The 25,490-nt window shown below is 38.8% G+C and carries 25 protein-coding genes and 1 pseudogene; 15 read left to right on the plus strand and 11 right to left on the minus strand.

Annotated elements, in window-relative coordinates; genetic code table 11:
- Positions 1-13 precede the first annotated feature (13 nt).
- The 4 genes from xseB to M5F03_RS13185 form a co-directional block, all read right to left on the minus strand.
- Complete coding sequence (gene xseB, locus M5F03_RS13170; RefSeq protein WP_078188551.1) at positions 14-208, minus strand: exodeoxyribonuclease VII small subunit; 195 nt, start codon at positions 206-208, stop codon at positions 14-16.
- A complete protein-coding gene (gene xseA / locus M5F03_RS13175) occupies positions 198-1,478 on the minus strand; it encodes an exodeoxyribonuclease VII large subunit (protein WP_249708559.1) in 1,281 nt (426 codons plus the stop codon). The genes xseB and xseA overlap by 11 nt, the downstream gene beginning before the upstream one ends.
- Positions 1,479-1,614: 136 nt before the next feature.
- Positions 1,615-2,910: a Y-family DNA polymerase gene (locus tag M5F03_RS13180; RefSeq protein WP_180084904.1), complete on the minus strand. Its 1,296-nt coding sequence runs from the start codon at positions 2,908-2,910 to the stop codon at positions 1,615-1,617.
- A 15-nt stretch (positions 2,911-2,925) separates the two neighbouring features.
- A complete protein-coding gene (locus M5F03_RS13185; protein WP_111884977.1) occupies positions 2,926-3,573 on the minus strand; it encodes a LexA family protein in 648 nt (215 codons plus the stop codon).
- A 299-nt stretch (positions 3,574-3,872) separates the two neighbouring features.
- Between M5F03_RS13185 and M5F03_RS13190 the strand changes: the two genes are divergently transcribed.
- From M5F03_RS13190 to M5F03_RS13235, 10 genes and pseudogenes are all read left to right on the plus strand, one after another.
- Positions 3,873-4,307, plus strand: coding sequence for an I78 family peptidase inhibitor (locus M5F03_RS13190; RefSeq protein ID WP_249708560.1), 435 nt, complete (start codon positions 3,873-3,875; stop codon positions 4,305-4,307).
- 112 nt (positions 4,308-4,419) lie between these two features.
- Positions 4,420-4,779, plus strand: coding sequence for a hypothetical protein (locus tag M5F03_RS13195; RefSeq protein ID WP_078193938.1), 360 nt, complete (start codon positions 4,420-4,422; stop codon positions 4,777-4,779).
- 296 nt (positions 4,780-5,075) lie between these two features.
- Entirely contained in the window at positions 5,076-5,345 is a 270-nt protein-coding gene (locus M5F03_RS13200; RefSeq protein WP_078189189.1) for a hypothetical protein, read from the plus strand.
- A 296-nt stretch (positions 5,346-5,641) separates the two neighbouring features.
- The gene (locus tag M5F03_RS13205) at positions 5,642-8,281 is read left to right on the plus strand and encodes a bifunctional aconitate hydratase 2/2-methylisocitrate dehydratase (RefSeq protein WP_180131839.1); all 2,640 of its coding nucleotides are present in this window, start codon (positions 5,642-5,644) and stop codon (positions 8,279-8,281) included.
- Positions 8,282-8,481: 200 nt separating this feature from the next.
- On the plus strand, positions 8,482-9,318 hold the full coding sequence (locus tag M5F03_RS13210; protein ID WP_249708561.1) for a tetratricopeptide repeat protein: 837 nt from the start codon (positions 8,482-8,484) through the stop codon (positions 9,316-9,318).
- A gap of 139 nt (positions 9,319-9,457) precedes the next feature.
- The gene (locus M5F03_RS13215; protein WP_078193934.1) at positions 9,458-9,673 is read left to right on the plus strand and encodes a hypothetical protein; all 216 of its coding nucleotides are present in this window, start codon (positions 9,458-9,460) and stop codon (positions 9,671-9,673) included.
- Positions 9,674-9,955: 282 nt separating this feature from the next.
- Positions 9,956-11,180: pseudogene (gltS, locus tag M5F03_RS13220) on the plus strand (sodium/glutamate symporter).
- Between the two features lie 94 nt (positions 11,181-11,274).
- Entirely contained in the window at positions 11,275-12,132 is an 858-nt protein-coding gene (locus tag M5F03_RS13225) for a tetratricopeptide repeat protein (RefSeq protein ID WP_249708562.1), read from the plus strand.
- Positions 12,133-12,370: 238 nt separating this feature from the next.
- Positions 12,371-12,547, plus strand: a complete 177-nt coding sequence (locus tag M5F03_RS13230; protein WP_249708563.1) for a DUF4177 domain-containing protein — start codon at positions 12,371-12,373, stop codon at positions 12,545-12,547.
- Positions 12,544-12,756: a hypothetical protein gene (locus M5F03_RS13235; RefSeq protein ID WP_249708564.1), complete on the plus strand. Its 213-nt coding sequence runs from the start codon at positions 12,544-12,546 to the stop codon at positions 12,754-12,756. The genes M5F03_RS13230 and M5F03_RS13235 overlap by 4 nt, the downstream gene beginning before the upstream one ends.
- An 85-nt stretch (positions 12,757-12,841) precedes the next feature.
- On the opposite strand, the gene M5F03_RS13240 is transcribed toward M5F03_RS13235, so the two are convergent.
- Together M5F03_RS13240 and M5F03_RS13245 are read right to left on the minus strand one after the other, a co-directional pair.
- Positions 12,842-13,327: an Lrp/AsnC family transcriptional regulator gene (locus M5F03_RS13240; RefSeq protein ID WP_078188537.1), complete on the minus strand. Its 486-nt coding sequence runs from the start codon at positions 13,325-13,327 to the stop codon at positions 12,842-12,844.
- 215 nt (positions 13,328-13,542) lie between these two features.
- On the minus strand, positions 13,543-14,403 hold the full coding sequence (locus M5F03_RS13245) for an alpha/beta hydrolase family protein (protein WP_249708565.1): 861 nt from the start codon (positions 14,401-14,403) through the stop codon (positions 13,543-13,545).
- Between the two features lie 174 nt (positions 14,404-14,577).
- Between M5F03_RS13245 and M5F03_RS13250 the strand changes: the two genes are divergently transcribed.
- Positions 14,578-15,039 (plus strand): hypothetical protein, encoded by a 462-nt coding sequence (locus M5F03_RS13250; protein WP_180102484.1) that lies wholly within the window; start codon positions 14,578-14,580, stop codon positions 15,037-15,039.
- Positions 15,040-15,329: 290 nt separating this feature from the next.
- On the opposite strand, the gene M5F03_RS13255 is transcribed toward M5F03_RS13250, so the two are convergent.
- Positions 15,330-15,566: a hypothetical protein gene (locus M5F03_RS13255; protein ID WP_078188534.1), complete on the minus strand. Its 237-nt coding sequence runs from the start codon at positions 15,564-15,566 to the stop codon at positions 15,330-15,332.
- A gap of 558 nt (positions 15,567-16,124) precedes the next feature.
- Entirely contained in the window at positions 16,125-17,417 is a 1,293-nt protein-coding gene (brnQ, locus tag M5F03_RS13260; protein WP_249708567.1) for a branched-chain amino acid transport system II carrier protein, read from the minus strand.
- Positions 17,418-17,765: 348 nt separating this feature from the next.
- Here brnQ and map point away from each other — a divergent pair, with 348 nt between their 5' ends.
- On the plus strand, positions 17,766-18,560 hold the full coding sequence (gene map, locus M5F03_RS13265; RefSeq protein WP_078193926.1) for a type I methionyl aminopeptidase: 795 nt from the start codon (positions 17,766-17,768) through the stop codon (positions 18,558-18,560).
- Positions 18,561-18,882: 322 nt separating this feature from the next.
- Here the strand turns inward: map and M5F03_RS13270 are convergent, their stop codons facing one another.
- Positions 18,883-19,797, minus strand: coding sequence for a LysR substrate-binding domain-containing protein (locus M5F03_RS13270; protein ID WP_249708568.1), 915 nt, complete (start codon positions 19,795-19,797; stop codon positions 18,883-18,885).
- 279 nt (positions 19,798-20,076) lie between these two features.
- On the opposite strand from M5F03_RS13270, the gene M5F03_RS13275 reads away from it, so the two are divergent.
- Positions 20,077-20,988: a LysR family transcriptional regulator gene (locus M5F03_RS13275; RefSeq protein ID WP_078188530.1), complete on the plus strand. Its 912-nt coding sequence runs from the start codon at positions 20,077-20,079 to the stop codon at positions 20,986-20,988.
- 132 nt (positions 20,989-21,120) lie between these two features.
- On the opposite strand, the gene M5F03_RS13280 is transcribed toward M5F03_RS13275, so the two are convergent.
- Both M5F03_RS13280 and M5F03_RS13285 read right to left on the minus strand, forming a co-directional pair.
- Complete coding sequence (locus M5F03_RS13280) at positions 21,121-22,029, minus strand: alpha/beta fold hydrolase (RefSeq protein WP_249708569.1); 909 nt, start codon at positions 22,027-22,029, stop codon at positions 21,121-21,123.
- Positions 22,030-22,053: 24 nt separating this feature from the next.
- Positions 22,054-22,593 carry a PadR family transcriptional regulator gene (locus M5F03_RS13285; RefSeq protein ID WP_180022122.1) on the minus strand — a complete coding sequence of 180 codons (540 nt, stop codon included), beginning with the start codon at positions 22,591-22,593 and terminating at the stop codon, positions 22,054-22,056.
- Positions 22,594-22,774: 181 nt separating this feature from the next.
- On the opposite strand from M5F03_RS13285, the gene M5F03_RS13290 reads away from it, so the two are divergent.
- Positions 22,775-24,799: an NADPH-dependent 2,4-dienoyl-CoA reductase gene (locus M5F03_RS13290; protein WP_180023536.1), complete on the plus strand. Its 2,025-nt coding sequence runs from the start codon at positions 22,775-22,777 to the stop codon at positions 24,797-24,799.
- 122 nt (positions 24,800-24,921) lie between these two features.
- Positions 24,922-25,326, plus strand: a complete 405-nt coding sequence (locus tag M5F03_RS13295; RefSeq protein WP_078193923.1) for a nuclear transport factor 2 family protein — start codon at positions 24,922-24,924, stop codon at positions 25,324-25,326.
- The last annotated feature ends 164 nt before the right edge of the window (positions 25,327-25,490 follow it).

Here is a 25,490-nt window from a genome sequence, read left to right on the forward strand (position 1 = left end):
ATGAATTGAGAAATCAATCTTTAAACGTATCATTCAGTGCCTGTTGTACTGCTTCAACACGAGTCTTGCAGGCTTTATAGGCTTGCATCGACTCTTCAACGATTTTCATAAGATTATCAATATCGGGTTCTTGCTGAGATTCGAGTAATTCAGCATTACGTTTTAAAACTTCATAGCCTTCTTTAAAACTTAGAGTATCAGTCGTCATGATTTTTTACCTGTATATGTTGAATGTCAGCCGTGATGATGCCGTCTTGCATTTCAATTTCAATCGGTGAATGCGTTGAAGGCTGAAGATTTTTCGTTGCGCGAATGGCGTGACCTTGCTGCCGGACGATGGCATAACCTTTGGAAAGCACATGAGCAGGGTTTTGCAGTAAAGTCTCACGCATGAGTATTTCAATATTCTGTGCAGCTGTTTTAAGTTGTAACTGAGCAAAATAAGCAGTGTTATCTTGGTATTGCTGTAAGAGCCGAGTTGAGTCATTGATTTGACTTTGAGACAAGGTCTTTATGACCTGTAGTAACTGATCATTTTGACTTTGATACAGGGCAATTTGATGTTGAGAGCGCAGTTGAATGCTTTGTAATGCCTCTAAAACTTCCTGAGTTCGCTCAACAATATGATTACGAATACCCCCAATCACTTTACTCGGGGTGTCGAAAGAACGATGTGCAATTTCATCTAAGATCGTACGGTCTTTTTCATGGCCGATACCGACCCAAATTGGCACGCTACGCTTAGATAGAAGTGCAGCCAAATCATAATCATTCAGATAAGCAAGATCGTTAACGGCACCACCACCACGAATAATCACGATCAAATCTGGCGCAGTTTGAAAGTCATTGGCCCATTGTCTTAAACCCAGTGCTAAAGCATCTCGGATACTTTGTGCTGCGGTATTTCCTTGAAAGGTTGCAGCATGATAGACAAATTCACACACGCCAGCATGTTGTAGCGCATCTGCATCTTTTTTAAAGTCACCTAAGCCAGCCGCATTTTCAGGCGCAATAACCAAGACATGCTGAATATCAAATGGCGCAGGCAAGTTTCGATTTTTATGAATCAGACCTTCGCTGGTGAGTTTTTCTAAAATTTGTTGATAGCGTCGAGCCAGATCACCCAAAGTAAAACTCGAATCAATTTCTTCGATATTGACTGAAAAGCCGTACTGCGGGTCAAATTTGGCACGCACTTTAACCAAGACATTTAAGTCACGACTGAGCTCAATGCCGCTTTCACGTTCAAATTTTCCGACAACTTTATTTGCAGTAAATTTCCAAATTGTGGCCTTACAACTGGCAATGACTCTATCACTTTCTTGTTCTTTTTCAGCTAATTCTAGATAGTAATGTCCACCTTTGATGTTTAAATTTCGAATCTCGGCTTTGACCCACACGGCATCATCAAAAGCCAATTGAATGACTTCTTTGACCGCAGATAGGTATTCGCTCAGCGTTAATTGAACATCAGACATAATTTAAAATAGGAGAATATACAAATGAATATTCATTTAAATACTAAATAAATATTCAGCAATTGCAAATGATCATTTCGGTTAACACAGCAGACATTAACAGCGCCACTACAGCGTAGCGTTTCAATCAAACGTTTTATTTCACACGGAGCAGTTCGTTCCAATTACTCAGATAAGCGGGGGAACACAGATTTTTCTTCATCCGCCATGTTGCAGCATCGTCCTGCGCTAAGCCGATCGAGACAAAATGATGCCCAAATTTTTTTTGAATATCGTCGATGGTGTCGGACAGTTTCAAACGGCTTTGTCTTAACGCCATATCGCAAAACAAATCTGGGGTAAAATTTTGTTTTGGAATGATTTCTAATAACACTACACCGGCTTTTTTATATTTAAATCCCGCTCTAAAGATTTTTTCGGCGGCACGCGTTGCTGCTTGGGTGATACTAATTAAGTCATCGGTATGCTCATTCAGTGTAATGGCCAGATAAGGTGCGTATTTTTCAGCAGAATTAAAGCGACTCGTTTGAATAAAAACTCCCACCATACGACATAGAGAATGATCTGCTCTTAAACGTGTGACGGCTCGCGCGATATATACACGAATAGAGGCTTTAATATCTTCCAGTTCGTAGACTGGCTGACCATAGGAACGACTACTGATAATTTGCTGTTTGCTCGGTGCTTCTTCTTCAATAGACAGACAAGATAGACCTTGCAGTTCCAAGACGGTTTTTTCCATCACCACACTAAATTTTTTTCGAATATCTTTAGGCTGTGCATTGATCAGATCTAAAACATAATGAATGCCAAGCTGATTCAGGGCTTTTGTATGATTGCGACCGACGCCCCAAACTTCATTGACTGGTGTCTGCGCAAGGAGTTGTTCTGAGGAACAAGGGTCCATTTCAACTAAATTGCACACACCGTTCAAATAAGCATTTTTTTTGGCAAAATGGTTGGCCATTTTGGCTTCCGTTTTAGAGCGACCAATCCCGACACAGCAGGTTAAACCTAGCCATTTTAGGATCGTATCTCGTATTTCTTTGGCATATAGGCTCAAATCAAACAGTTCTTGATAGGCAGTGAAATCTAAAAAACACTCATCGATCGAGTAAACTTCACGGTCTTCGGGGCCGACATACAGGCCTAAAATATTCATAAATCGATTAGACATTTCGGTGTAGAGAGCATAGTTACTCGACAACACCTGAACATGATGCTGTTGGATTAAATCCTGAATTTGATAGACCGGCACAGCCATTTTAATCCCGAGGTCTTTGGCTTCTTGACTTCGAGATACAACACAGCCATCGTTATTGGACAGCACGACGACAGGGACATTATTGAGCTTTGGGTTAAAGACACGCTCACAACTGACGTAGCAGTTGTTAAGGTCAACTAACGCAAATATTTTATTTGCAGCTTTCATGGTGAATTCTTGTGTTTAGGTGTGTGATGAGCGCTTATAAAATTGCTTTAAATTAAAGGTCACAACACCCTGAACAACGATAGATTCGCTATCTGAAGGGATAATATGCGCATAGGCTGGATTTTCTGCTTTTAGCCAAATTTTGGGTAAGACTTTATTGGGGTCACCAAAAATGTCGGCAATTTCTTCTTTTGACATTTTTGCGGTGATCATCAATCGCTTTAAGGTGATTTCACGATTATCAATCAGTGCAACCACGATATCGCCATGTTTGGCTTCTAAGCTACGATCGACTAAAAAAGTATCATTAATTTCAAAGCCGGCGTTAAGTAAAGACTCGCTATCGACATGCGCAATAAATGTAGCGAGCGGGTTAATTACCAAATAATCATTTAGGTCTAAGGCTTTTTCAAAAACATCTTTATTGGCGAAAGCTGGGCCAGCAGGAATACGTTCCAAGGCAACGGGAAGTTCAATACGGGTATTTTTCTGAACAGGCTGAACATTGAGCGAAGAATCCAAAAATGGATCCATAGATAGTTCTTGAGATTGCCTTTCAAGCAGGGCATTGATGGTGGGACTGGGTTTGCCATCTGCGCCCATGAGCTGTTGCAAAGACGACCAAGCTTCGTCCGAAAAATAAATCGGCAGTTTTTTTGACATATTTTGCTCCTACGCAACGTGGCGTGTTTGAAGAAAAGTACTTTTTTTAGCATACGCGTTGAGCAGGTCATTTTTCAAATTTATAAAACCTTTAAAATCAAAGCTGCGACAAGTTTAGTCGTTTTAAATATTGCAAAAATCATCATCAGTTCAAAGAAAATGACGTTCTGTATTTTGAACATAGGGCACATTGCTGCCTAATTACAGAAAGTGGAATGACAACTAAAAATTTCAATAAACAACTCGTTTATTTGGCACAAACTTGGTAAGTTAAATTTTTATATTCAGAAATAGACTTGATGAAAAATATATGGATTTTAGCTGCACTGACAGCATTTATGGCGGGTTGTAGCACAACACAGCAAACTGAAACTACATCAGAAAAAATTGGTATGGCAAATCCAGCCAGCCAGTATTGTGTAGAACAAAAAGGTAAACTTGAAATTCGTGATGAAGCAAATGCTCAGGTCGGGTATTGCCATCTGCCAAACGGACAAGTGGTTGAAGAGTGGGCATTATTCCGTAGTAGCCAAACTGAATGTGTAGCTGATAAGGCTAAGACGCTGATTGGTCAAGCAAAATTGACTGAAGATCAGATCAAGGCGATTAGCCAAGCTCAAATTGTCCGTTTAGTAAAACCTGGGCAGCCAGTAACAATGGATTATCGTGTAGAGCGCGTCACCGTCACTGTAAATCCAATCAATAAAAGGATTATTCAAGCAACTTGTGGTTAATTCAAACGCATAAAAAAGGCCCGAAAGGGCTTTTTTTGTTTGTTCGGCTACGACTAATTTAAATGACAAATCCATTACGATCTTTTATATTGCCCCTCGTAAGGAGAAGTTCATGAAAAAGTTATTTGCTTTATCCGTTATGGTGGCTTTGGTCGGCTGTGCTGAAAAAAAACCATTAACCCCTGAAGAGCAGTGGCAGGGTTACTGCCGCAGTGTAGGTAATGCTGCACGTACGATTATGTTAGATCGTCAAAATGCAATTGAAAAAGACAAAGCAGTTGAGCATGCCAACAAAATTGAGGATGAAACCACCAAAGGATTTATCCTGAACATCATTGATGAAGTTTATGCCTTGCCGCAAGCTGAGATTAATACTGATGTTGAAAAAGCACGTGAAAAAATTCGTGCTGAGTTTACTGAAAAATGTATCGCAACACCGCATACCGAAATGCCAGATTATAAACCGTTCTAAGGAACGGTTTTTTATGCGAGAAAGCGCGTAAAGCAAAACCTAAAGGCTCTATTCAGCAGTGAGTAGTTACAACGGGGCAACTATCCGTTGTTTAGCCATATGATGGAGTTCATGCTTATTTTGCGAATGCATATTTATCTTCGGGTTACTTTGAATATGAGATGCTTAAAGATTTTAAAATAGCCTAAGCAGAGTGGAATACAAATTGTGACAACTTGCTAAATCATAAATATAGAAAAGCAAATCTTTTTAATGAACAATGAAATGGAGAATAAAAAACAGTAGAGGAGCAGAATATGGACGTTATAGGTTATATGCATCACTCAGATCTACTCCTAGAAGATGAACAAGGCGTAGCAATTATCGGTGGTGGGAACTACGTGCTCAGCATTGGAGATAAAGTCACATTACGCCAAAAAGTAGATGAATTTTCTCAACGCTATTTGGTCGATATCAGCTTTGCAAGTAATCAACATCAAACCACATGTCAGGACGAATGGTGCCTCAGATTTACAGGCGATCGAGCAGAACTTCAGCAATATATCACTGCAACCACTGTACACTAAGGTGGAATATCCAATACTGATAAAAACAGGCAACATTTAGTTGCCTTTTTTTGATGGTTAATTTTAGTCAAAAGTTAATATGCGCAAGAAAAGCGTGTTCTAAGTATTGATTTTGCTTAATGTATAAACGATATGAGGATCATTTATTTATAAAATAACGGGCATCACGAAGAAACACTTGTAGTGCATTAACTTTTAACTGGAATTTTAGTAAAATTTAGCAGTCCATATTATTTGCGTAGCTTTATTTAAAGCAGGAATGCGTAAATAATTTTTTAAAAAAGAGGAATAACACCGTGCTAGAAGCTTACCGCCAACACGTTGAAGAACGTGCCGCACTCGGAGTCCCACCGAAGCCACTTGACGATGCTCAAACAGCTGCATTAGTTGAATTATTAAAAAACCCACCAGCTGGCGAAGAAGCATTTTTAGTTGATTTACTAGAAAACCGTGTTCCAGCGGGTGTTGACCAAGCTGCATACGTTAAAGCTGCTTTCTTAGCTGCTTTGGCAAAAGGTGAAGCGACTTCTCCACTAGTAACTAAAGAACGTGCGGTTTACCTACTAGGTACTATGCTTGGTGGTTATAACGTTGCTCCTTTAGTTGCACTTCTTGATGATGCAGAGCTTGGTGAATTAGCTGCTGACGCACTTAAGAAAACTCTTCTTGTATTTGATGCCTTCCACGACGTTGCTGATAAAGCAAAAGCGGGCAATGCGAATGCACAAGCAGTTATGCAATCTTGGGCAGATGCTGAATGGTTCACTAGCCGTAAAGACGTTCCTGAAGAAATCAAACTTACAGTTTTCAAAGTAACTGGCGAAACGAACACAGACGACTTGTCACCTGCACAAGACGCGTGGAGCCGTCCAGACATTCCGTTACATGCTAACGCAATGCTTAAAAACGTACGTGACGGTATCAATCCAGAAGTTCCTGGCGAAGTTGGTCCACTTAGCCAAATCAAAGAGCTTATCGCGAAAGGCAACCAAGTTGCTTACGTAGGTGACGTTGTTGGTACTGGTTCTTCTCGTAAGTCAGCAACTAACTCTGTACTGTGGTTCTTTGGTGACGAAATTGCTCACATTCCGAACAAAAAAGACGGTGGTTATTGCTTAGGTTCTAAAATCGCTCCGATTTTCTTCAACACAATGGAAGATGCTGGTGCATTGCCAGTAGAAATCGATGTTCAAAACATGAACATGGGCGACGAAATCACGCTTAAAATCGACCACGCTGCTGCTAAAGTAACTGCGTTCAAAGACGGCGTTCAAATCGCTGAATCTGAACTTAAAACTCCAGTTCTTTTAGATGAAGTACGTGCTGGTGGCCGTATCAACCTTATCGTTGGTCGTGGTTTAACAACTAAAGCTCGTGAAGCTCTTGGTCTTGCACCTTCAACTTTATTCCGTACTCCAGTTCAACCTGCAGCTACTGGTAAAGGCTTCACTCAAGCTCAAAAAATGGTTGGTCGCGCTTGTGGTCTTCCTGAAGGTCAAGGTGTACTTCCAGGTACTTACTGTGAACCTAAGATGACTACTGTTGGTTCTCAAGATACAACAGGTCCAATGACTCGTGACGAACTTAAAGATCTTGCTTGCCTAGGCTTCTCTGCTGACCTAGTTATGCAATCTTTCTGTCATACAGCTGCGTATCCAAAACCAGTTGACGTTCAAATGCAGCACACGCTTCCTGATTTCATCATGAACCGTGGTGGTGTTTCTCTACGTCCAGGTGATGGTATTATCCACTCTTGGTTAAACCGTATGCTTCTTCCAGATACAGTTGGTACTGGTGGTGACTCGCATACTCGTTTCCCAATCGGTATTTCATTCCCAGCGGGTTCTGGTCTTGTAGCGTTTGCTGCTGCAACTGGCGTTATGCCACTAGACATGCCTGAGTCTGTTCTTGTTAAGTTCAAAGGTAAAATGCAACCTGGTATCACTCTACGTGACCTAGTACATGCGATTCCTTACGTTGCGATCCAAGAAGGCGACTTAACTGTAGAGAAAAAAGGTAAGAAGAACATCTTCTCTGGTCGTATCCTTGAGATCGACCTTACAGAAATGGAAACTGACTTAACTGTTGAGCAAGCATTCGAACTTTCTGATGCTTCTGCTGAACGTTCAGCTGCTGGTTGTTCTATCACACTTTCTGAAGAGAAAGTTGCTGAATACCTTAAATCAAACATTACAATGTTGAAATGGATGATTTCTGAAGGTTATGGCGATGCTCGTACTATGGCGCGCCGTGTAGAAAACATGGAGAAATGGTTAGCGAACCCAAGCCTAATCAAAGCAGATCCAGATGCTGAATACACTAAAGTGTATGAAATTGACCTTTCTACAATTACTGAACCAGTTCTTTGCTGCCCGAACGACCCAGATGACGCTAAATTGCTTTCTGACGTTGCTGGTACAAAAATTGACGAAGTATTCGTTGGTTCATGTATGACTAACATTGGTCACTTCCGTGCGGCTGGTAAACTTCTAGACAAAGTTCCTGGTGGTTCTTTATCTACTCGTCTATGGTTGGCTCCTCCAACTCGTATGGACGAACGTCAATTGATGGAAGAAGGTTTCTATAACATCTATGGTAAAGCTGGCGCTCGTACAGAAATGCCAGGTTGTTCATTATGTATGGGTAACCAAGCACGTGTAGCTCCGAACACTACTTGTGTATCGACTTCTACTCGTAACTTCCCGAACCGTCTAGGTCAAGGTGCGAACGTTTACTTAGCTTCTGCTGAGCTTGCTTCTGTTGCTGCTGTACTTGGTAAATTACCAACTCCAGCTGAGTACCAAGAATACGCAGCTCAAATTGATAGCATGTCTGCAGACATCTACCAATACTTAAGCTTCGACAAAATGAGCGACTATACTGACGCTTCTAAAGATGTTGATACTAAGAAAATTGCTGCTGCTCAATTAAGCTAAGTTATTGAAAAATAATTTTAATTGAGTTAAAAATAAGGGCTGATTAATCAGCCCTTATTTTATTATTAAAAGTATATTCCGAACTTTATACGTGTTTAAATTTAGTTAATTAGAATATTGTAGGTTGACTTCTGTCACTAGGTTTAAATTACTTTTAGAAAATATTAAGAAATAAATGATATTAAATTCACGGATTAGTTATGAACTTTAGAATGTATTTTTTACCTTTAGTTATTATAATTTTTTTAAACTCTTGTACCTCAAGCTCATCTGAACCATTAATTTTATCCGAACAGCAAGAGAAAAATACTTTGAATGAATATAAAGATATGCTGGAAAAGAAAAAGTATGAAGAAGCATATAAAAAATTATTAATTTTAGAAAATGTAAATAATATCAGTAGCTATGCTAAAAATGAGATTGGCAATTTTTATGAGAATGGAATTTATGTCGATAAAAATTTAGAATTAGCATTAAAATATTACGTTGAAGCTGGTAATAAAAATTATATTCCAGCTATTTATAATGTAGGAAGAGTTCGATTAGAACAAGGATATTATGCAGAAGCAGCATCAATTTTTAAGACGATTGAAAATGATAATTTCGCACCAGCTCTTAATTTAATAGGTGTGATGTATAATTATGGCTATAATTATGATGTAGATTTGGAAAATGCGCTGAAATATTATAAGAAGGCTGCTTTGCTAGGTAATCCAGATGCGCAGTTTAATATTGGCCAAATTTATTTTAAAGGAAATGGCGGTAATGAGGATTTTAAGGAGGCTTTCAAATGGTATACTTTGTCAGCAAATCAAAATTATTATCTAGCGAAAATTCAATTAGCAACATTATATTTTAAAGGATATGGTGTGGAAGCTAATATTAATACTGCTATTAATATAATAAAGCCATTAGCAATAGATGGCCATCCAGATGCTATTTATAACTTAAGACTTTATTATAAAAAACTAAATAATTCAAAAGATTATGAATACTGGGATAAAGTATGTAAAAAAACCCATGATTGTGATATTTGACTTTAAATTTTTTTAGAAGCGATAGGGTGAAAATTTATTTAAAAATCTAGATGATTTAGCTCATACTAGTTTCAATCAAGAATTTACTACTGGGTGTAGATTTCGGTAAAATATTAGTGATTTAAGTGATGATGTGAAAATGCCCAAACAATCCCGCTTCCTCTGCATCGGTGGTTTCCTCAACGGAACCCAAGTCAAAGACCAAGGTGAAAGCTTTGTTTGCGTCGAAAATGGCAAACAGATGACTTACCACAAAAAAGAAATCTTTAACCAAGATGCTTGGGATCAAGATTACTATGTCTGTGAAACCACCAGTGATAAAGAAGCGCATAACTGGGTATTCGATATCAAATAATGTCTCAAAATTCCTGTTTTTCAGTCATAAACGACCAATGCTCAGCACATCACATACGCTGAGTATTTTTATTTATTTCACTTATTAGGCTTCAAAAATGTGTAGTAGAAGAAGGGGGGTAAATAGCTTATTTACATTTTTCTAGCTGAAAAAATCAAATAATTATGTAAAAAAATAAATAAAATTGAGCACTTAAGATTAAATTATGAATTATGAATTATGAATTATGAATTATGAATTATGAATTATGAATTATGAATTATGAATTATGAATTATGAATTATGAATTATGAGCTAGATGCTTTTTTGACAATTGTCGTGGCGGTTTTGGTTTTATTTATCGGGTATTTCTTCGTACACAAAATTTCCATCCTGAAAAAATACAACATTCCTGAACCTGTAGCAGGCGGTTTGGTCGCTGCGGTTATCACATTTATATTATTTAAAAACTTTAATATCACCGTAAATTTTGATGCCAAAATTCAGCAAATATTCATGTTGATGTTCTTTACCTCTGTAGGTTTGAGCGCAAGTCTTGGAAAACTCAAAGAAGGCGGAAAGGCGCTGGTACTATTTTTAGGCTGTGTCATTGTATTTGTCATGCTGCAAAACATCGTCGGTATCAGCTTGGCCAAAGTTTTGGGACTAGATCCACTCATCGGCTTAATTACAGGTTCCGTTACGCTTACGGGCGGTCACGGTACAGCAGGTGCATGGGGCACAGTCTTTGAACAAGACCATGGTATACAAGGCGCAGTCGTACTCGGTATGGCAAGTGCAACCTTCGGCTTAGTCATTGGCGGCATGATGGGCGGGCCAGTGGCGAAATTCCTCATCCGCCGTTTTCAGTTGGCAGAAGAACTTGTACCGACATCAGGGCGTAATGAAGCACCGCCTGCATCTGAAACGGCACCATTCGAATATCCTGAAAAAACTCGTTTAATTACCGCATATGATGCCGTCAAAACGATGGGGATGTTTGCCATCTGTATCAGCTTTGCTTATTTCATGACAGAGTTTGCTCGTGGACAGTGGTTTGAATTACCTACCTTCGTTTGGGCTTTAGAGTGTGGTGTATTTTTAAGAAACACCCTTGAACTTGGCTTTAAAATTGAAATGTTTGATCGCTGTATCGATGTATTTGGTAACGCATCCTTGGCATTATTTTTATCCATGGCGCTGATGTCATTGCAACTCTGGTTATTGGCAAATCTTGCAGGCCCACTGGTGATTATTTTACTGGTACAAACCCTCGTTTTAGCACTGTATCTGTACTTTGTAACTTTTAGGATCATGGGAAAAAGCTATGACGCAGCCGTACTTTGTGCAGGGCAGTGCGGCCGTAAACCTCGGTGCAACACCGACAGCGATTGCCAATATTCAGGCAGTGACCAATACCTATGGACCTTCACATAAAGCCTTTTTGATTATACCTTTGACAGGGGCGTTTTTTGTAGACATTGTCAATGCTGTGGTCATTCAGATAACGATAGGGTTCTTCGGTTAAAGCTGTATATACTGCTTAAAAAATGCTAAAGCATCTAGAGAGGGTGCTTCAGCATTTCATTTTTCACCATCTTATTGATCAAGAATAATTAACAATGAAAGCTTTAAAATATCATTTGCCTTACATCAAATTGTGCATGCTATTTGTATTAACAGTACTTCCATTTTCTATAACCTTTTCAGCCGAAATTGATGTCCAAAAGATCATCATTCAAGCGAAAAATAACGATAAACAGGCGCTGTATGATTTGGCTGTACTGAAACATATGGGGCTAGAAGGTGTGGAGATTAATCTGCCCGAAGCCATAGCGTTGTATAAACGTGCTTCTGCCTTAGGGCACCGCTCTGCAAATCAAAATTTGGGATTGATATATTACAAAGGTGTCGGTGTAAAAGTAGATTATGTGGAAGCTGCAAAATGGTTTGAGATTGGTGCTGAAAGAAACTTAGATGATTCAAAGCGTATGCTTTTGATTATGAATAAATATGAACTCATTCCAAGGAATGAGAAAAAATTGGAAAGTCTTTTAATTGAATTTGCAAATAAAGGCAAGCAAGAAGATATCGAACAATTGGCCGACTATTATTACTATACGAAGAATGATCTACTACTTGCAGAAAAACCTACAGTACTTTTAGCAGAAAAAGGATTGGCAAAGTATCAGCACCGGTTAGGCATGATTTACTATACAGGTACAGATGGAAAGCCGAATTATAAAAAAGCTTATCCATGGATTTTAAAGGCTGCGGAAGCAAATGATTTGAACGGAAAAATTAGCGTAGCAAGTTTTTATTTAGGTGGGCTAGGCGTACAGCAAGATTTTGAAAAAGCTGCTGCATGGTTTAATTCGGCTTATGAGCAGGACCCTGTGAAAACATGTGAAATTCACAGTCTCGTTCTGTCAGAATTGAACAATGAAACACAACAATGTGAGCTGAGTAGAAAACAATAAAAAGCCCCATGGTTGGGGCTAGTCGTATCACTCGCGTGATACTCATATAAGGCTCATCTCATACTGCGTGTATTAAAGCATAAAATTGAAAAAAATGCTGAGTAAATTGACATTTAAAACTTTGTTGTTTTAGGAAAAAGCGATCGCTATACTTTGCCATGAACATTTGTTCAATTCACTATAACCATAAAGAACTATATTGATGAAAGAATATAAAGTTGTTATCTATCAATAAGGTATGCTGGGATCTTTGCTGCTTGGCTCTTCAAAAGTTGATCCTGTTAAATTCACCAATTTTTTAAATCAAAATGCACAGCAAGGCTGGGCGGTGATTACAATGGAAAAGGATATTCGTCGTATGCTGCTTTTTTGGAAGCGCGAAGCTTATGTAGTTGTTTTGGAGAGAGAAAAATGAAATACGGTGTCTTTAGTGCACTTATTATTTCAGTTTTATGGGGTTTATTAGCCATCTCTCAATTATGGTTTGAGTTGCTCAGTGTTGAAGTATTTACCAAACTAACCGTCACAGTAGCGATCTTAGAAGCCATCATTATTATTGCAACATTGGTCATACGTGAGTATTTGACAGATAAAAAATTGAAAAAAGATGGCTATATAGATTAGAACACATAAATAGGGCAATTGAGTGCTGAACTCAATTGCCCTTAAATTTTAAAGTCATCTTATAGATTAGATCTATATTGGCTCATTACTCAATCATCATAAGGTCAGCACTGCTGGCAGATTTTAATTGTCGTAGCGCAAAAATAGAGCGGGTATGGCGTATACCTTTCATAGAATATAAATTTTTACGTAAAAAACGCTCATAGTGTTCAGCATTTTTAACTGCAACTTTCACCAAATAATCATAATCGCCAGTGACTAAATGTGCTTCTACTACTTCTGGCATATTGGCTAAAGTTTCACTAAATTGATCTAAAATTTCATCGTCGTGACGTTCTAATGTGATTTCAATAAAGAATAATTCATTGATCCCAATCGATTTTGGGTTGATGTTGGCTGTATAGCCGTCAATAATTTTTAAATTTTCTAGACGCTTTAAGCGTGTCCAACACGGCGAAGAGGAGAGACCAACACGTTCAGAAAGCTGGGCTATGGTGAGTCGTCCATCTTCTCTTAATGCGGATAATATTAAACGATCAATTCTGTCGAGGTTGTGTCGTGCTTCACTCATGCCAAAATAGAATATAATTGAGAAAAAATAGTTATATCATTTTTTGCAATAGTCGGCTGATGAAAATAAGTACACTTGGACGTTCAGTGCAGATTTTAAAGATAGAAAATAGAATATGTAAGCTGTCAGGCAGTTTGAATGAATCTAAAAGTAGAAATTATTGTGCAGTCCATAAAAAGACCACTCAGCCGGATTACTGACTGAGTGGTAAAAACTTAAGCGTGCAACTGTTGTTCAATGATCGGCCATAGGTTTTGATGTGATGATTTAAACATCAACATATGTCCGATGGCTTTATGACCTGTTTCTTTCGGTTTTAACTCAATCATTTGAGTCGAAGCATTCGGGTATAAGCGCAGCAAGTCTTTGACATTGGCTTCCGTGGCAATTTCGTCATCGGAGCTCCATACGGCGGTGATCGGGCAGCTCACTTTTTGATGAAAATCATGCTGAACAGTTTTGCCTAAGGCATTGATGACATAACCAGGTTTGCTACAAAATTCAGCCCATTCACGAGCTACATCTTTTGGCAAATTTTCACCCATGCCAATTGCATTGGTCGGCCCATAGCCAATGGTATAGCGTGCAATCGGGAAGATCACATTAAACATCACCGGAGCTAAAAGCTTGGTGCGACCTTTAAGTTCTTTAACATGTCCTGTAGAGCCAGAAACAGCAACCACTTTGGCAACTTTGTCATAATTTGGAACGATACCTAATAATTGCCCGCCTGCACTATGACCGAGTAATATGACTTTAGGCGCTTGCGTTTTACTGATTAAAGCGTCGATTGCCGCAGGGATATCGAGCTGCCCCCATTGCACAATACTTGCTGTCGATTGTTTTAAAGGGCTATGTAGCGACTCACCAATACCACGAAAATCAAAAACTAAAACGTCATAGCCTTGTTGGCTCAACCATGTTGCATAGCTATTATAAAATTGCTTGGTAATGCCTGTGGCTGGACAAATCAACACAGGTAAAACCTGTTTGAGCTCTGTCTGGTGCGGATAAAAGCGCGCACTCAGCGAATAGCCGTCTTGGCAATGAATCGTGAGTTTTTCAGATGATGACATGATTCAAACTTCATGGGTGTGTTCCGATGACTCTAATTTACACAAGTTCCAAAAAGAAACCTGAAAAGAGTATGACTCTAAAGTCATGTCATAACAGGTTTGAAGCAAGTACTATTGCAGTAGAAATACAGATAAAAATAATGCGTGTAATTGAACAATGGATGTAAATTAAAAATGGACATGCTTCAACTTTCGAGTGCAGTACAAATTGCGATAGTCTTTAGTGGGATTTATTTATGGGTAGGTATGCTCACGGGTGTGTGGAAATATACACAAATAAGGCAGTCTGAACTGGCACGTGCGCATTATTATGTCGATATTGCACATCGGAGCAGTTTGTTATACGCCCCAGCGACACTCATTTTGGCGGTATTGGCCTATTTTTCAGCACTTCCACATACACTCAATTTACTGTTTGTAATCATCAATCTGTTCTTTTTTAGCTTTTCGATTTTAAGCTATATACTGCATGGCTTTTTAGCTGATACCACCAATCAATTTAAAGTCCCTCACGTCTTGGGTAAATGGCATTTACCTAAATGGATGATGAGTATGGCAATGCTTGGATTGGTGATTGGTGAGTTAATTGCAACACTCGGATTGCTCTTTGGAGTCATCATTAAATTTTGGTTTTAAGCAAAGTAGTATCAATCATAAATAGTACCAATTAGAAATAGTACCAATTAGATTGGAGGCTAATCAGGAGATAAAAGCTTTTAAAGTGCAGACGATGGCTATGTAGAAGAATTTATAAAACAAAATTTGAAGTTCTGCAGAATTGAAAATTTATGAGAAAAGGCTGATGATTTTCTGGTTATTTTAGGGATTATTTGTATTGTTATTTAAAAAGGATTAAATGATCGAGAAGGTAGGGATTGGCATCTTTTCTTTTTTCAAGATGGATGATGCCTCATCCATCTTCTAACTTAAAATTCTGTTGATTTTTGCTTTCGATATTTGTGGTCAATGACTGCCCATAAATAAAAGGCCACCGAGACAATAAGCGCATAAGCAAAGTATTCAGGTCTTAAATTTCCTTGTATTAAGCCTTGAATAAGTAGTGTCAGCATGAGAGCAATAGTGGTGCTTGTATAGGTCACCATGTTCTTATTTGCCTTCAGAGCGTTAATGAAGAATTGCTTTTTGAAATGTACTGATAACATCTCCACCCCTCCGTGTTGTTGTTTAGCCAAAACCCATGATTTTGGTCAGGTTTGAACTACTGTTGTACTTCGAAACTAGAAGTATTTCAATAGTAAATGTCATTATTTTGTCATAAAACTATGTTAGATCATCATATAAGAATAATCATTTTATTCATATACTAAATATTATGAATCTAAAGGTGTTGACTGGTGAGTAAAATGGTCGATGCATAATATCTATGTATGAATAAGCAATATATATACCAACACGGGTATATCGGCTTTATGACAAGAAACCGCCTAGCTTACAGTCTGAATCGGGCTTAATCATGGAGTTTGTGTACGGTGTATTTTGCAGAAAGTATTTGTATTTTAACTATTATTATATTTTGTAGCCAAAGGGCTGGCTTTTTTTCTCATCATGAAAATAAAACTTTATTTAAAAGTTCAATGACTTAGGATTATTGCGCTGTAGTAGGACAAATAAATGTCAGTTTGGGTAAAACTCGACAATTATTGGTCACAGGTAAAATCGTCATTCGGGTAAAACTCCGATTTTAGACAGGTCAAAAAAGGTTATTTTTTAACTTTGTCAATTACAGCAGCAATAATCAGCACAATCACAGAAGGGATCAGCCATGCTAAATTTTGTTGAGCAAGCGGTAGATTGGCAATAAAGCTTGGAAGTGCATCTTCGAAACCAGCCACTTTTAAACCATCAAAAATACCGAAAATAAACGAACATGCGGTAACAGGCGCAATAACTCTTGATGGTGAAACAAACCATTTAGAGCAGAAGCTCAGTAGGATAACGGCAATCGCAGGTGGATAAATCGCACTTAAAACAGGTACTGAAACAGCAATGAGTTTGGTTAAACCTAAGTTTGAAATCAGTAGTGAGAAACCAACTAAAATGAACACAAAAACTTTGTATGGAATTTTAGTCAATTCTGAGAAATATTCAGCACATGCGCAGGTTAAGCCAATCGCGGTCACCATACATGCAACAAAGATCATTGCAGATAGGAAATAAGCGCCCATATCACCAAAAGCATGTTGTACATATGCATGCAGGATCACTGCACCATTTGTTGCGTTTGGAGCAATATCATGGCTGCCCATACCGAGTTTGAATAAACTGATATAAACCAGGGTAAGACCAATACCTGAAATAATACTGGCAATAACAGCATACTTGGTGACGAGCTTACTATCCGTTACGCCGCGTGAAGTAATGGCTTTGACGATCACAATACCAAAAACTAAAGCGCCTAAGGTATCCATGGTTAAATAACCATTTACTACACCTTCAGAAACTGGTGCAGTTACGTAGTTATCAATTGCAGGTGGAATCACACCGGCAGGGATAAAGAACGCAGAGATACCCAGTATAACGAGGCCTAAAATCTTGAGTGGTGAAAGGAAATAACCTACGGTATCTAAAATTTTATTTGGGTAAAGTGAAACAATCGTCACCAATGCAAAATAAATCACGCTATAAATCAGCAGACTGTTTGCGCTGTTACCAAAATAAGAAGAGAAACCAATTTCATAAGAAACGGTAGCTGTACGAGGTGTTGCAAATAAAGGTCCAACAGCTAAGTAACACGCGACAGTAAGGATAATGCTGGCTGCTTTACCCAAAGGCGAACTTAAAACTTGAATAGAACCTTCAACACGCGACAAAGCAATAATCGTGATGACAGGTAGGCCAACTGCAGTGATCAAAAAACCAAATGCAGCTAACCAAACATGTTCACCCGCTTGCTGTGCGACAATTGGTGGGAAAATAATGTTGCCTGCACCAATAAACAGTGCGAAGGTCATAAAACCTAAGGCAACAATATCCCGTGTACGAAGACTTGTCATAAAGGGGAGATGAACTGTGAAAAAGGCAATTTTAGTGCAATTAAGCTCGTTTTTGGAGCAAAATTTATAAATCGTATAGATAGTTTTTATAATACGAATCATGAATATATTGACAGATAAAATAATGTTTTATTTATATTTATGATAAATAAAAGAAATTTATTGTATATAAAATTTTTATAGGAATAAGTTTAGCTATTAAGATTTATCAGATATAAATCAATTGTTCTAATTTTCAGCACTAAATAGGATGCTATAAGCCGAATAAATGCAGAAATATTGGCTGAATAAAACAAAAAAAATCTAAAAGGTCTATAATTCGGTGTATTCAAATTTGAGGATATTCAGATGAAAGCTTCCAAAATCACGATTAAAACCGAGCAAGATATTGAAAAATTACGCATTTCAGGTCGTTTAGCTGCTCAGGTTTTAGAGATGATCGGGGAGTATGTCAAGCCGGGCGTGACCACTGAATATCTAGACGATATCTGTAATGATTTTATCGTCAACACACTTAAAGTGATTCCTGCCAACGTTGGCTACTATGGCTATACCAAAACTACCTGTATTTCACCGAATGAAGTGGTTTGTCATGGTATTCCTTCGAAAGAAACCGTATTGAAAGATGGTGACATTATCAATATTGATGTTGCCATCATTAAAGATGGTTATTTTGGTGATACCAGTCGTATGTACTATGTGGGTGAGGTTTCGCCTGCGGCTAAAAAGTTAGTCGAAACTACCTACGAAGCCATGGTTGCAGGGATTCATGCAGTTAAACCGGGAGCAACTTTGGGGGATGTAGGCTATGCCATTCAACAAGTTGCTCATCGTGAAGGCTACAGTATTGTACGTGAATACTGTGGTCACGGGATTGGTAAAGTTTATCATGAGCAACCAAGCGTTTTACACTATGGTCAACCGGGTCAAGGTGTCATTCTGAAAAAAGGCATGGTCTTTACCATTGAACCGATGATTAATAGCGGTAAAGCGCGTACTAAAGAGTTAAAAGACGGCTGGACAGTAATTACTGCAGACCGTTCTTTATCGGCACAGTGGGAACATATGGTTGTTGTAACCGATACTGGTTTTGAGTTGTTATCTCCATGGCCAGAGGGTACAGGCGAATATCCCGCGATCTAAGCTCTGTAGTGTTGTTAATGCCATATCTGCTGTGTCTAAATGATTGAAGTTAAGTAAAATTATACAGTTGTATATTTTTTGACTTTAGTCTAGGAGTTCGTGGTGGTTATGGGCGTTATCGTTTTTAAGACTAACTACATTTCTCTAAGTCTTAATTTGTAAGGCTTTGCTTATAGCTCAAAAAATCAGTTAGAGCTATTAACGATTTAATAAAGATGTATTTTATTTATACAATAGCCCTACAGATTCTGCTGTAGTTTCTGATTTTACTTAGTTTTTAAGTTTTCGCTTACCCATCACATGGGTAAGCTTTTTTTTTTGCTTAAAATTTAGCGTGTTCATGTTGGCTGAGTTTTTCAACTAAGTAATCAATGAATACACGCACAGCAGGTAGTAAGCCACGACGAGATGGATAAACTGCATGGAAAATACCATGTGCAGCTTTCCATTCAGGTAGTACACGAACTAAAGCACCTGATTTCACGTGATCGGACACAATACTGTCGGGTAATAACACCACGCCACAATCTTGGCAGGCCAGTGCAGCTAACATCGATAGGTCAGAGCCCATTACCGTTGGGTTAACTTTGATTTTTTTCTGATGATGCTGTGCATCGTTCACAATAATATGTTGATCGAGATGCTCATCCGCCATACTTAATATTTGATGCTGTGATAAGTCTTCGGGCTGTTTGAGTTCACCAAATTTATTTAGATACGCCTGACTGGCAAATAAGTGCTGCTCAATCGTTTCAAATTTACGAATGACTAAATTAGGGTCGTCGTCTAGATTTGAACGTACACGTAGCGCAAGATCGAAGCCTTCATTAATGATATCTACGCGTCGATTGGTCACCATCATTTGCACTTTGATTTCTGGATATTGCTTTAAAAATTCAGGCAATATTTTGGTCATTTCATTTTGCGCGATGGAAACAGGTAAGCTGACTTTAATTAAGCCGCGCGGCTGCGTACTGAGATGATCAACCAAATCATGTGCGGCTTGAGCGGCATTCATCATAACTTGTGCATGGCGGTAGATATTCATACCAATATCTGTAACAGCAAAATGTCGTGAACTACGTTGAATCAGGCGGACACCTAAACGTTCTTCTAAGTTATAGACCCGACGACTCAGTTTTGATTTTGGAATATCTGTTGCACGTTCGGCTGCACTAAAACCACCATGTTCGACCACTTGGGCAAAACAATAAAAATCATCTAGATCACTCAGCACTGTTCTTATTCCATATTTGCAACGATTTAGCTAATTAACTTGAATTGTTTCATGAAGTCAATCACGTTTTGTAGTTTTTCATGTGAAAAGGTTGAGCAAAATTGCCAAGACTAAAGTCGGGTTAACCTTATAATCGTTTCACATTAGCATGACCAAACAATAAATGTGGTGTATACATCTTTTAAATAACCGAATTTGAAGGATGTGATTTGAGTGTCGTCCTGATATATTCAAATAAAAGACCATTATGAAAGAAATTCGACATTAAAGGACAATGTCATGGAACTAAGACATTTACGTTACTTTGTCGCCGTTGTAGAAGAACAGAGTTTTACGAAGGCTGCTGAAAAGCTATTTATTGCTCAACCTCCTTTAAGTCGTCAAATTCAAAATTTAGAAGAAGAGTTGGGTGCACAGCTTTTTGAGCGTGGCAGCCGTCCTTTAAGAACTACCACCATTGGCCGTTTCTTTTATCAGCAAGCCGTGAAATTACTTTCCAATGCAGAAGAAATTAAGCTCATTACGCAGCGGGCCAGTGCTACTGAACGCACGATTAATATCGGTTATGGCGGTTCGCTACTCTGTGGTTTATTACCTCGAATTGTTTATTTGTTCCGTCAGCAATATCCACACTTAAATGTAAATTTAATTGAACTGAGTGCAGTCGATCAGATTCAGGCATTAAAAGAAGGTCGGGTTGATGCATGTTTTAGCCGAGTTCGTGTGTCGGATCAGGCGGTTAAACGTGTGCTATTGCGTGAAGAGCCTCTGATTGTTGCGGTGCATTCAAGCCATCCTTTATCTTCACAACAACAGATTGCATTAAATAATCTCAAAGATGAGCAGATTTTTATCTATCCAGCAACGGATGGTCAAAGTTATGCAACGCTGATCAAGTCTTTGTTTTTAGAATACGGTATGGAGCCGAAACGCTTTAACACTCAAGCTGATTTGCAGCAATCACTAGGCATGGTTGCCGCAGGTGAAGGCATTTGTATTGTTCCTGAATCTGTACAAATTATGCAGTTTAGGCATGTGAATTATGTGAAATTATCGGATAGTGCGGCCATTAGCCAAATTTATTTGATTGTGCGGAATGATGATGAAGGGGAATTGGCACGTCCTTTATTTGACTGCGTTTACCAAGTGTATGATTTGGAAGCAATTGAATACGATCGTCGAGTTTTCTAACATTTGTTTTAAAATTAATATTGATGTTAATTTCGAAATTCAATTTAGAAGCAAACGTTTAAGTAACACCTTTCTGCATAAAACATAGGCTCAATCTTGAAAGTTTTGAGCCTATTTTTTTATTCAGTCTTATTAGATCGCTTGTTTTAAGAACTTGGTGATTTCACGGCTAAATTTGACCGGTTCACTGAGCAATGGCGTGTGTCCCGATTTTTTAAAAATGATTTGCTCTGCATTGGCTAGGCTATCAGCAATAATTTTTTGACCTTGAGCAGGATAGAGGATCGATTTTGCCCCTGTGAAAAAAGTCGTCGGTGCGGTGAGTGCTGCAATGGCTTCACGATAATCTTCAGTATGGTTCAAATAATTTTGAATATACCAATATAAATAGGCCACACTTTGTGATGGTAACATCAGCTTCTGTAAAGTTGGTTGTTGGTATGCAAAACGGAAAGCGGATAAAGCATAAGGATTGCTATTTTGTAAGTCTATGAATCTTAACCAAGCGTCGACCAGACCTTGACGGTCATGTTTATTCATCTGGTGTGCAAATGGCACGGAAAGGTTAGTTGCAAGTACCTTCGATATGTCTTCTAAAATACTCAAAAACTCAGTGTAGCGTTTGCCATATAAACCATATTGCCAATCTTCATCTACTCTAATTTTAGGCGTTTGATCGATGTGCAAATAACGTTTAATTTTTTCAGCAAACTGACCGTATTTTAAACCGTGCATGGTGGTCGTTGCCCCCATGGAGTAGGCAATGACCGTGATTTTATCGTAACCAAGTTGGGAAACTAAGCTGTCAATATCTCGCCAATGGCTTGAAATGGTATCCATATTTGGAATTTGACAATGTTTAGAGCCGCCAAATCCACGCCAGTCTGGAATGATAAATTTAAAGTGTTTTCGGTGTTGATATAGAAAAGGGTGCCATTGCCAACTTTGCATGCCGAGTCCAGATAAAACCAGAATGGGTTCTCCTTGACCATATTCACGAACATACAGTTGTTGCTGATCGGGCATTGTATAGTGTGGCATGCGGCTTCCTATTTATTTTTTGTTTTAGCGATTAAATTTATGCAACTGTGGAATGATGGTTTCGAGCCATTTGATCCAACCGATTTCCAAATCAATCCCAAGCTGTAAAATCATTTTATGAATGTACAAAGTACGGTCTTCATCATGCGCATGTGCAAAGTCTTTTGCAAAAATAGACTGGTACACTTTTAGTTTTTCTTTGTGAATTTCTAGATGACGTTCTAATTCGGGTAATACGCCATTTGTACCCAGCTGAGCTTCTGCACGTAAACGGACCATTAACTCTTCACGTAACTGAGCCGGAGGGCTTTGCTCAACCATCCAATTGGCTAATTCAACACGTCCAAGCTGTTCAACTTGGTAGGTTTTTTTACGAGTTGTACTGTGCTCATCTTCAATGGTGCTGATCCAGCCTTTTTGCTGCATGCCACTGAGTTCACGGTAGATTTGCTGATGTGTTGCATTCCAAAAAAAGCCCATAGAGCGGTCAAAACGGCGTGCAAGGTCAATTCCTGTACTCGGTTTTTCAAGTAAGCTCGTGAGTAAAACATGGGCTAAAGACATATATGGCTCAGTCAAAATAGTTTTGTACTTTTTATTATGCAACATGTTGCATAAAAATCAAATCTCGCATATAAATTAGTGCAACAAGTTGCAAAAATCTTGTATGCGTAGATGGAAATAGAAAGCTCGTATACAAGCGAAGATAAAAATAGCCAGCTTTTCAGCACGCTAAGGAGAAAAAATGTCAAATTATCCAAATTTATTGGCACCACTAGATTTAGGTTTTACAACGTTAAAGAACCGTGTATTGATGGGTTCTATGCATATCGGCCTTGAAGAAGCACCGGGTGGCTATGAACGCATGGCTGCTTTTTATGCAGAACGTGCTAAAGGCGGTGTAGGTCTGATTGTAACCGGTGGTATTTCTCCCAATGATGATGGTGTGACATTTGCTGGTGGTTCAAAATTAGACTCTTTAGAAGAAGCAGAAAAACATAAAGTGATTACGCAGGCGGTACATGATGCTGGCGGTAAAATTGCGATGCAGATTTTGCATACAGGTCGCTACTCGTATCAAGCCAATAATGTTGCACCTTCATCTATTCAAGCACCAATTAACCCAGTAAAACCGCAAGCTTTAAGCACAGCAGACGTCGAACGCACGATCAATGATTTTGCTCGATGTGCTCAGTTAGCACAGACAGCGGGTTATGACGGTGTAGAAGTCATGGGGTCAGAAGGTTATTTAATTAATGAGTTTATTGCTGCACGTACCAACCACCGTGATGATGAATGGGGTGGCAGTTATGAAAACCGGATTCGTTTTCCAATTGAGATCGTGCGTCGTACGCGTGAATTAGTCGGTGAAAATTTTATTATTATTTACCGTCTTTCTATGCTGGATCTGGTTGAAGGTGGTTCGACTTTCGAAGAAGTTGTGCAACTTGCAAAAGCCATTGAAAAAGCCGGTGCAACTATTATCAATACCGGTATTGGTTGGCATGAAGCGCGTATTCCGACCATTGCAACCAAAGTGCCACGTGCTGCATTTACATGGGTGACCAAGAAATTAAAAGGTCTTGTGAATGTTCCTTTAATCACCTCAAACCGTATCAATACTCCTGAAATGGCTGAGCACGTACTTGCTTCGGGTGATGCAGATATGGTGTCCATGGCACGTCCAATGCTGGCTGACCCACGTTTTGTGGAAAAAGCAGAACAAGGTCGTAGTGATGAAATTAATACCTGTATCGGTTGTAACCAAGCCTGCCTAGATCATATTTTCTCAATGAAAATTGCAACATGTTTGGTTAACCCTCAAGCTTGCTATGAAACTGAACTGATTTTTAAAGAATCTGCACAGGTGAAAAATATTGCTGTGATTGGTGCGGGACCTGCAGGTTTAAGCTTTGCAACTTATGCTGCAGAGCGTGGTCATAACATAACTATTTTTGAAGCATCGAGCCAAATTGGTGGACAGTTTAATATTGCGAAAACGATTCCTGGTAAAGAAGAGTTTTATGAAACGCTGCGTTATTTCAAACGTAAAATAGAACTATTGCCTCAGATTAAATTGGTATTGAACCATACAGCAACGTATGAAGAATTAGCTCAGTCTGATTTTGATGACATCGTGGTGGCGACGGGTGTAACACCGCGTCAGTTAGATATAGATGGTATTGATCATCCAAAAGTATTGAGCTATTTACAGGTATTACGTGAACGTCAACCTGTTGGCAAACGTGTAGCAATCATTGGTGCGGGCGGTATTGGTTTCGATACGGCTGAATATTTAACGCATGAAGGTGAAAGCGGTAGCCTCAATCCTGAGAAATTTTATGATGAATGGGGTATTGATACCACTTATGCGCAAGTCGGTGGCTTGAAACATCCAGACGTCGAAGAATCGCCGCGTGAAGTGTATTTATTGCAACGTAAGGCTAAATCGGTTGGTGCTGGCTTAGGTAAAACCACGGGTTGGATTCACCGTACAGGTTTGAAACACCGCGATGTGAAAATGATTGCGGGTGCAAGCTACGACAAAATTGATGATCAAGGTTTGCATATTACCGTTGATGGTCAATCCCGTATTTTAGATGTTGATCATGTGGTGATTTGTGCAGGTCAGGAATCCTATACCGCGATGTATGAACAGCTACAAGCAGATGGGAAAAATGTGCATTTGATTGGTGGTGCGAAAGAAGCAGGTGAGTTAGATGCTAAACGTGCCATTCGTCAAGGTGCAGATTTGGCTGCGGTGATTTAATCAGCCTCATACTAAACCACGACAACTTCATTCAATTTAATATGCAGTTGTCGTGCTTCCTCTCCATTTGGGAGAGGAGTTTGAGGAAAGGGAAATGATTCATCAAAAAAAAGGACATAAACATGACTATTGAAACAACAAAAAAATCTGTTGCACGTTGGCACGAAATGCTTAACACACGGGATATGAATATTTTAAATGAACTCTTGGCAGAGGATGTGGTGTTTCGTTCACCCGTCGCGTTTAACCCATATCCAGGTAAGCCTGTAGTAACTTTTATTTTGACCAATGTGATTCAAATTTTTGAAAATTTTACCTATCACCGTGAGTTTTATAGTGAGGATGGCCTCAATGTTGTACTTGAGTTTTCTGCCAATGTTGGAGAGAAAAAGTTAAAAGGGATCGACATGATTCAGTTTAATGAACAAGGACAGATGATAGATTTTGAAGTCATGCTCCGTCCGAAAAGTGGGTTGGAAGCATTGGCTGCGAAAATGGGTGAGCGCATTATGCAATATCAGCCTTAAATCTGCTGATTTTTAAATGCTCATCACAGAATGATAAAAAGCATGATGGATATTGTCATGCTTTTTGCTTATGAGGCTTAAGCAAACAAATATTGCTAGCTAGATATGGTTTTGTAGATACGTTTTTTTTAATGGGCATTGTTAGTCAAAGTGAAAAGATTGGA

It is taken from the genome of Acinetobacter amyesii, from assembly GCF_023499985.1.
Lineage (GTDB): Bacteria > Pseudomonadota > Gammaproteobacteria > Pseudomonadales > Moraxellaceae > Acinetobacter > Acinetobacter amyesii.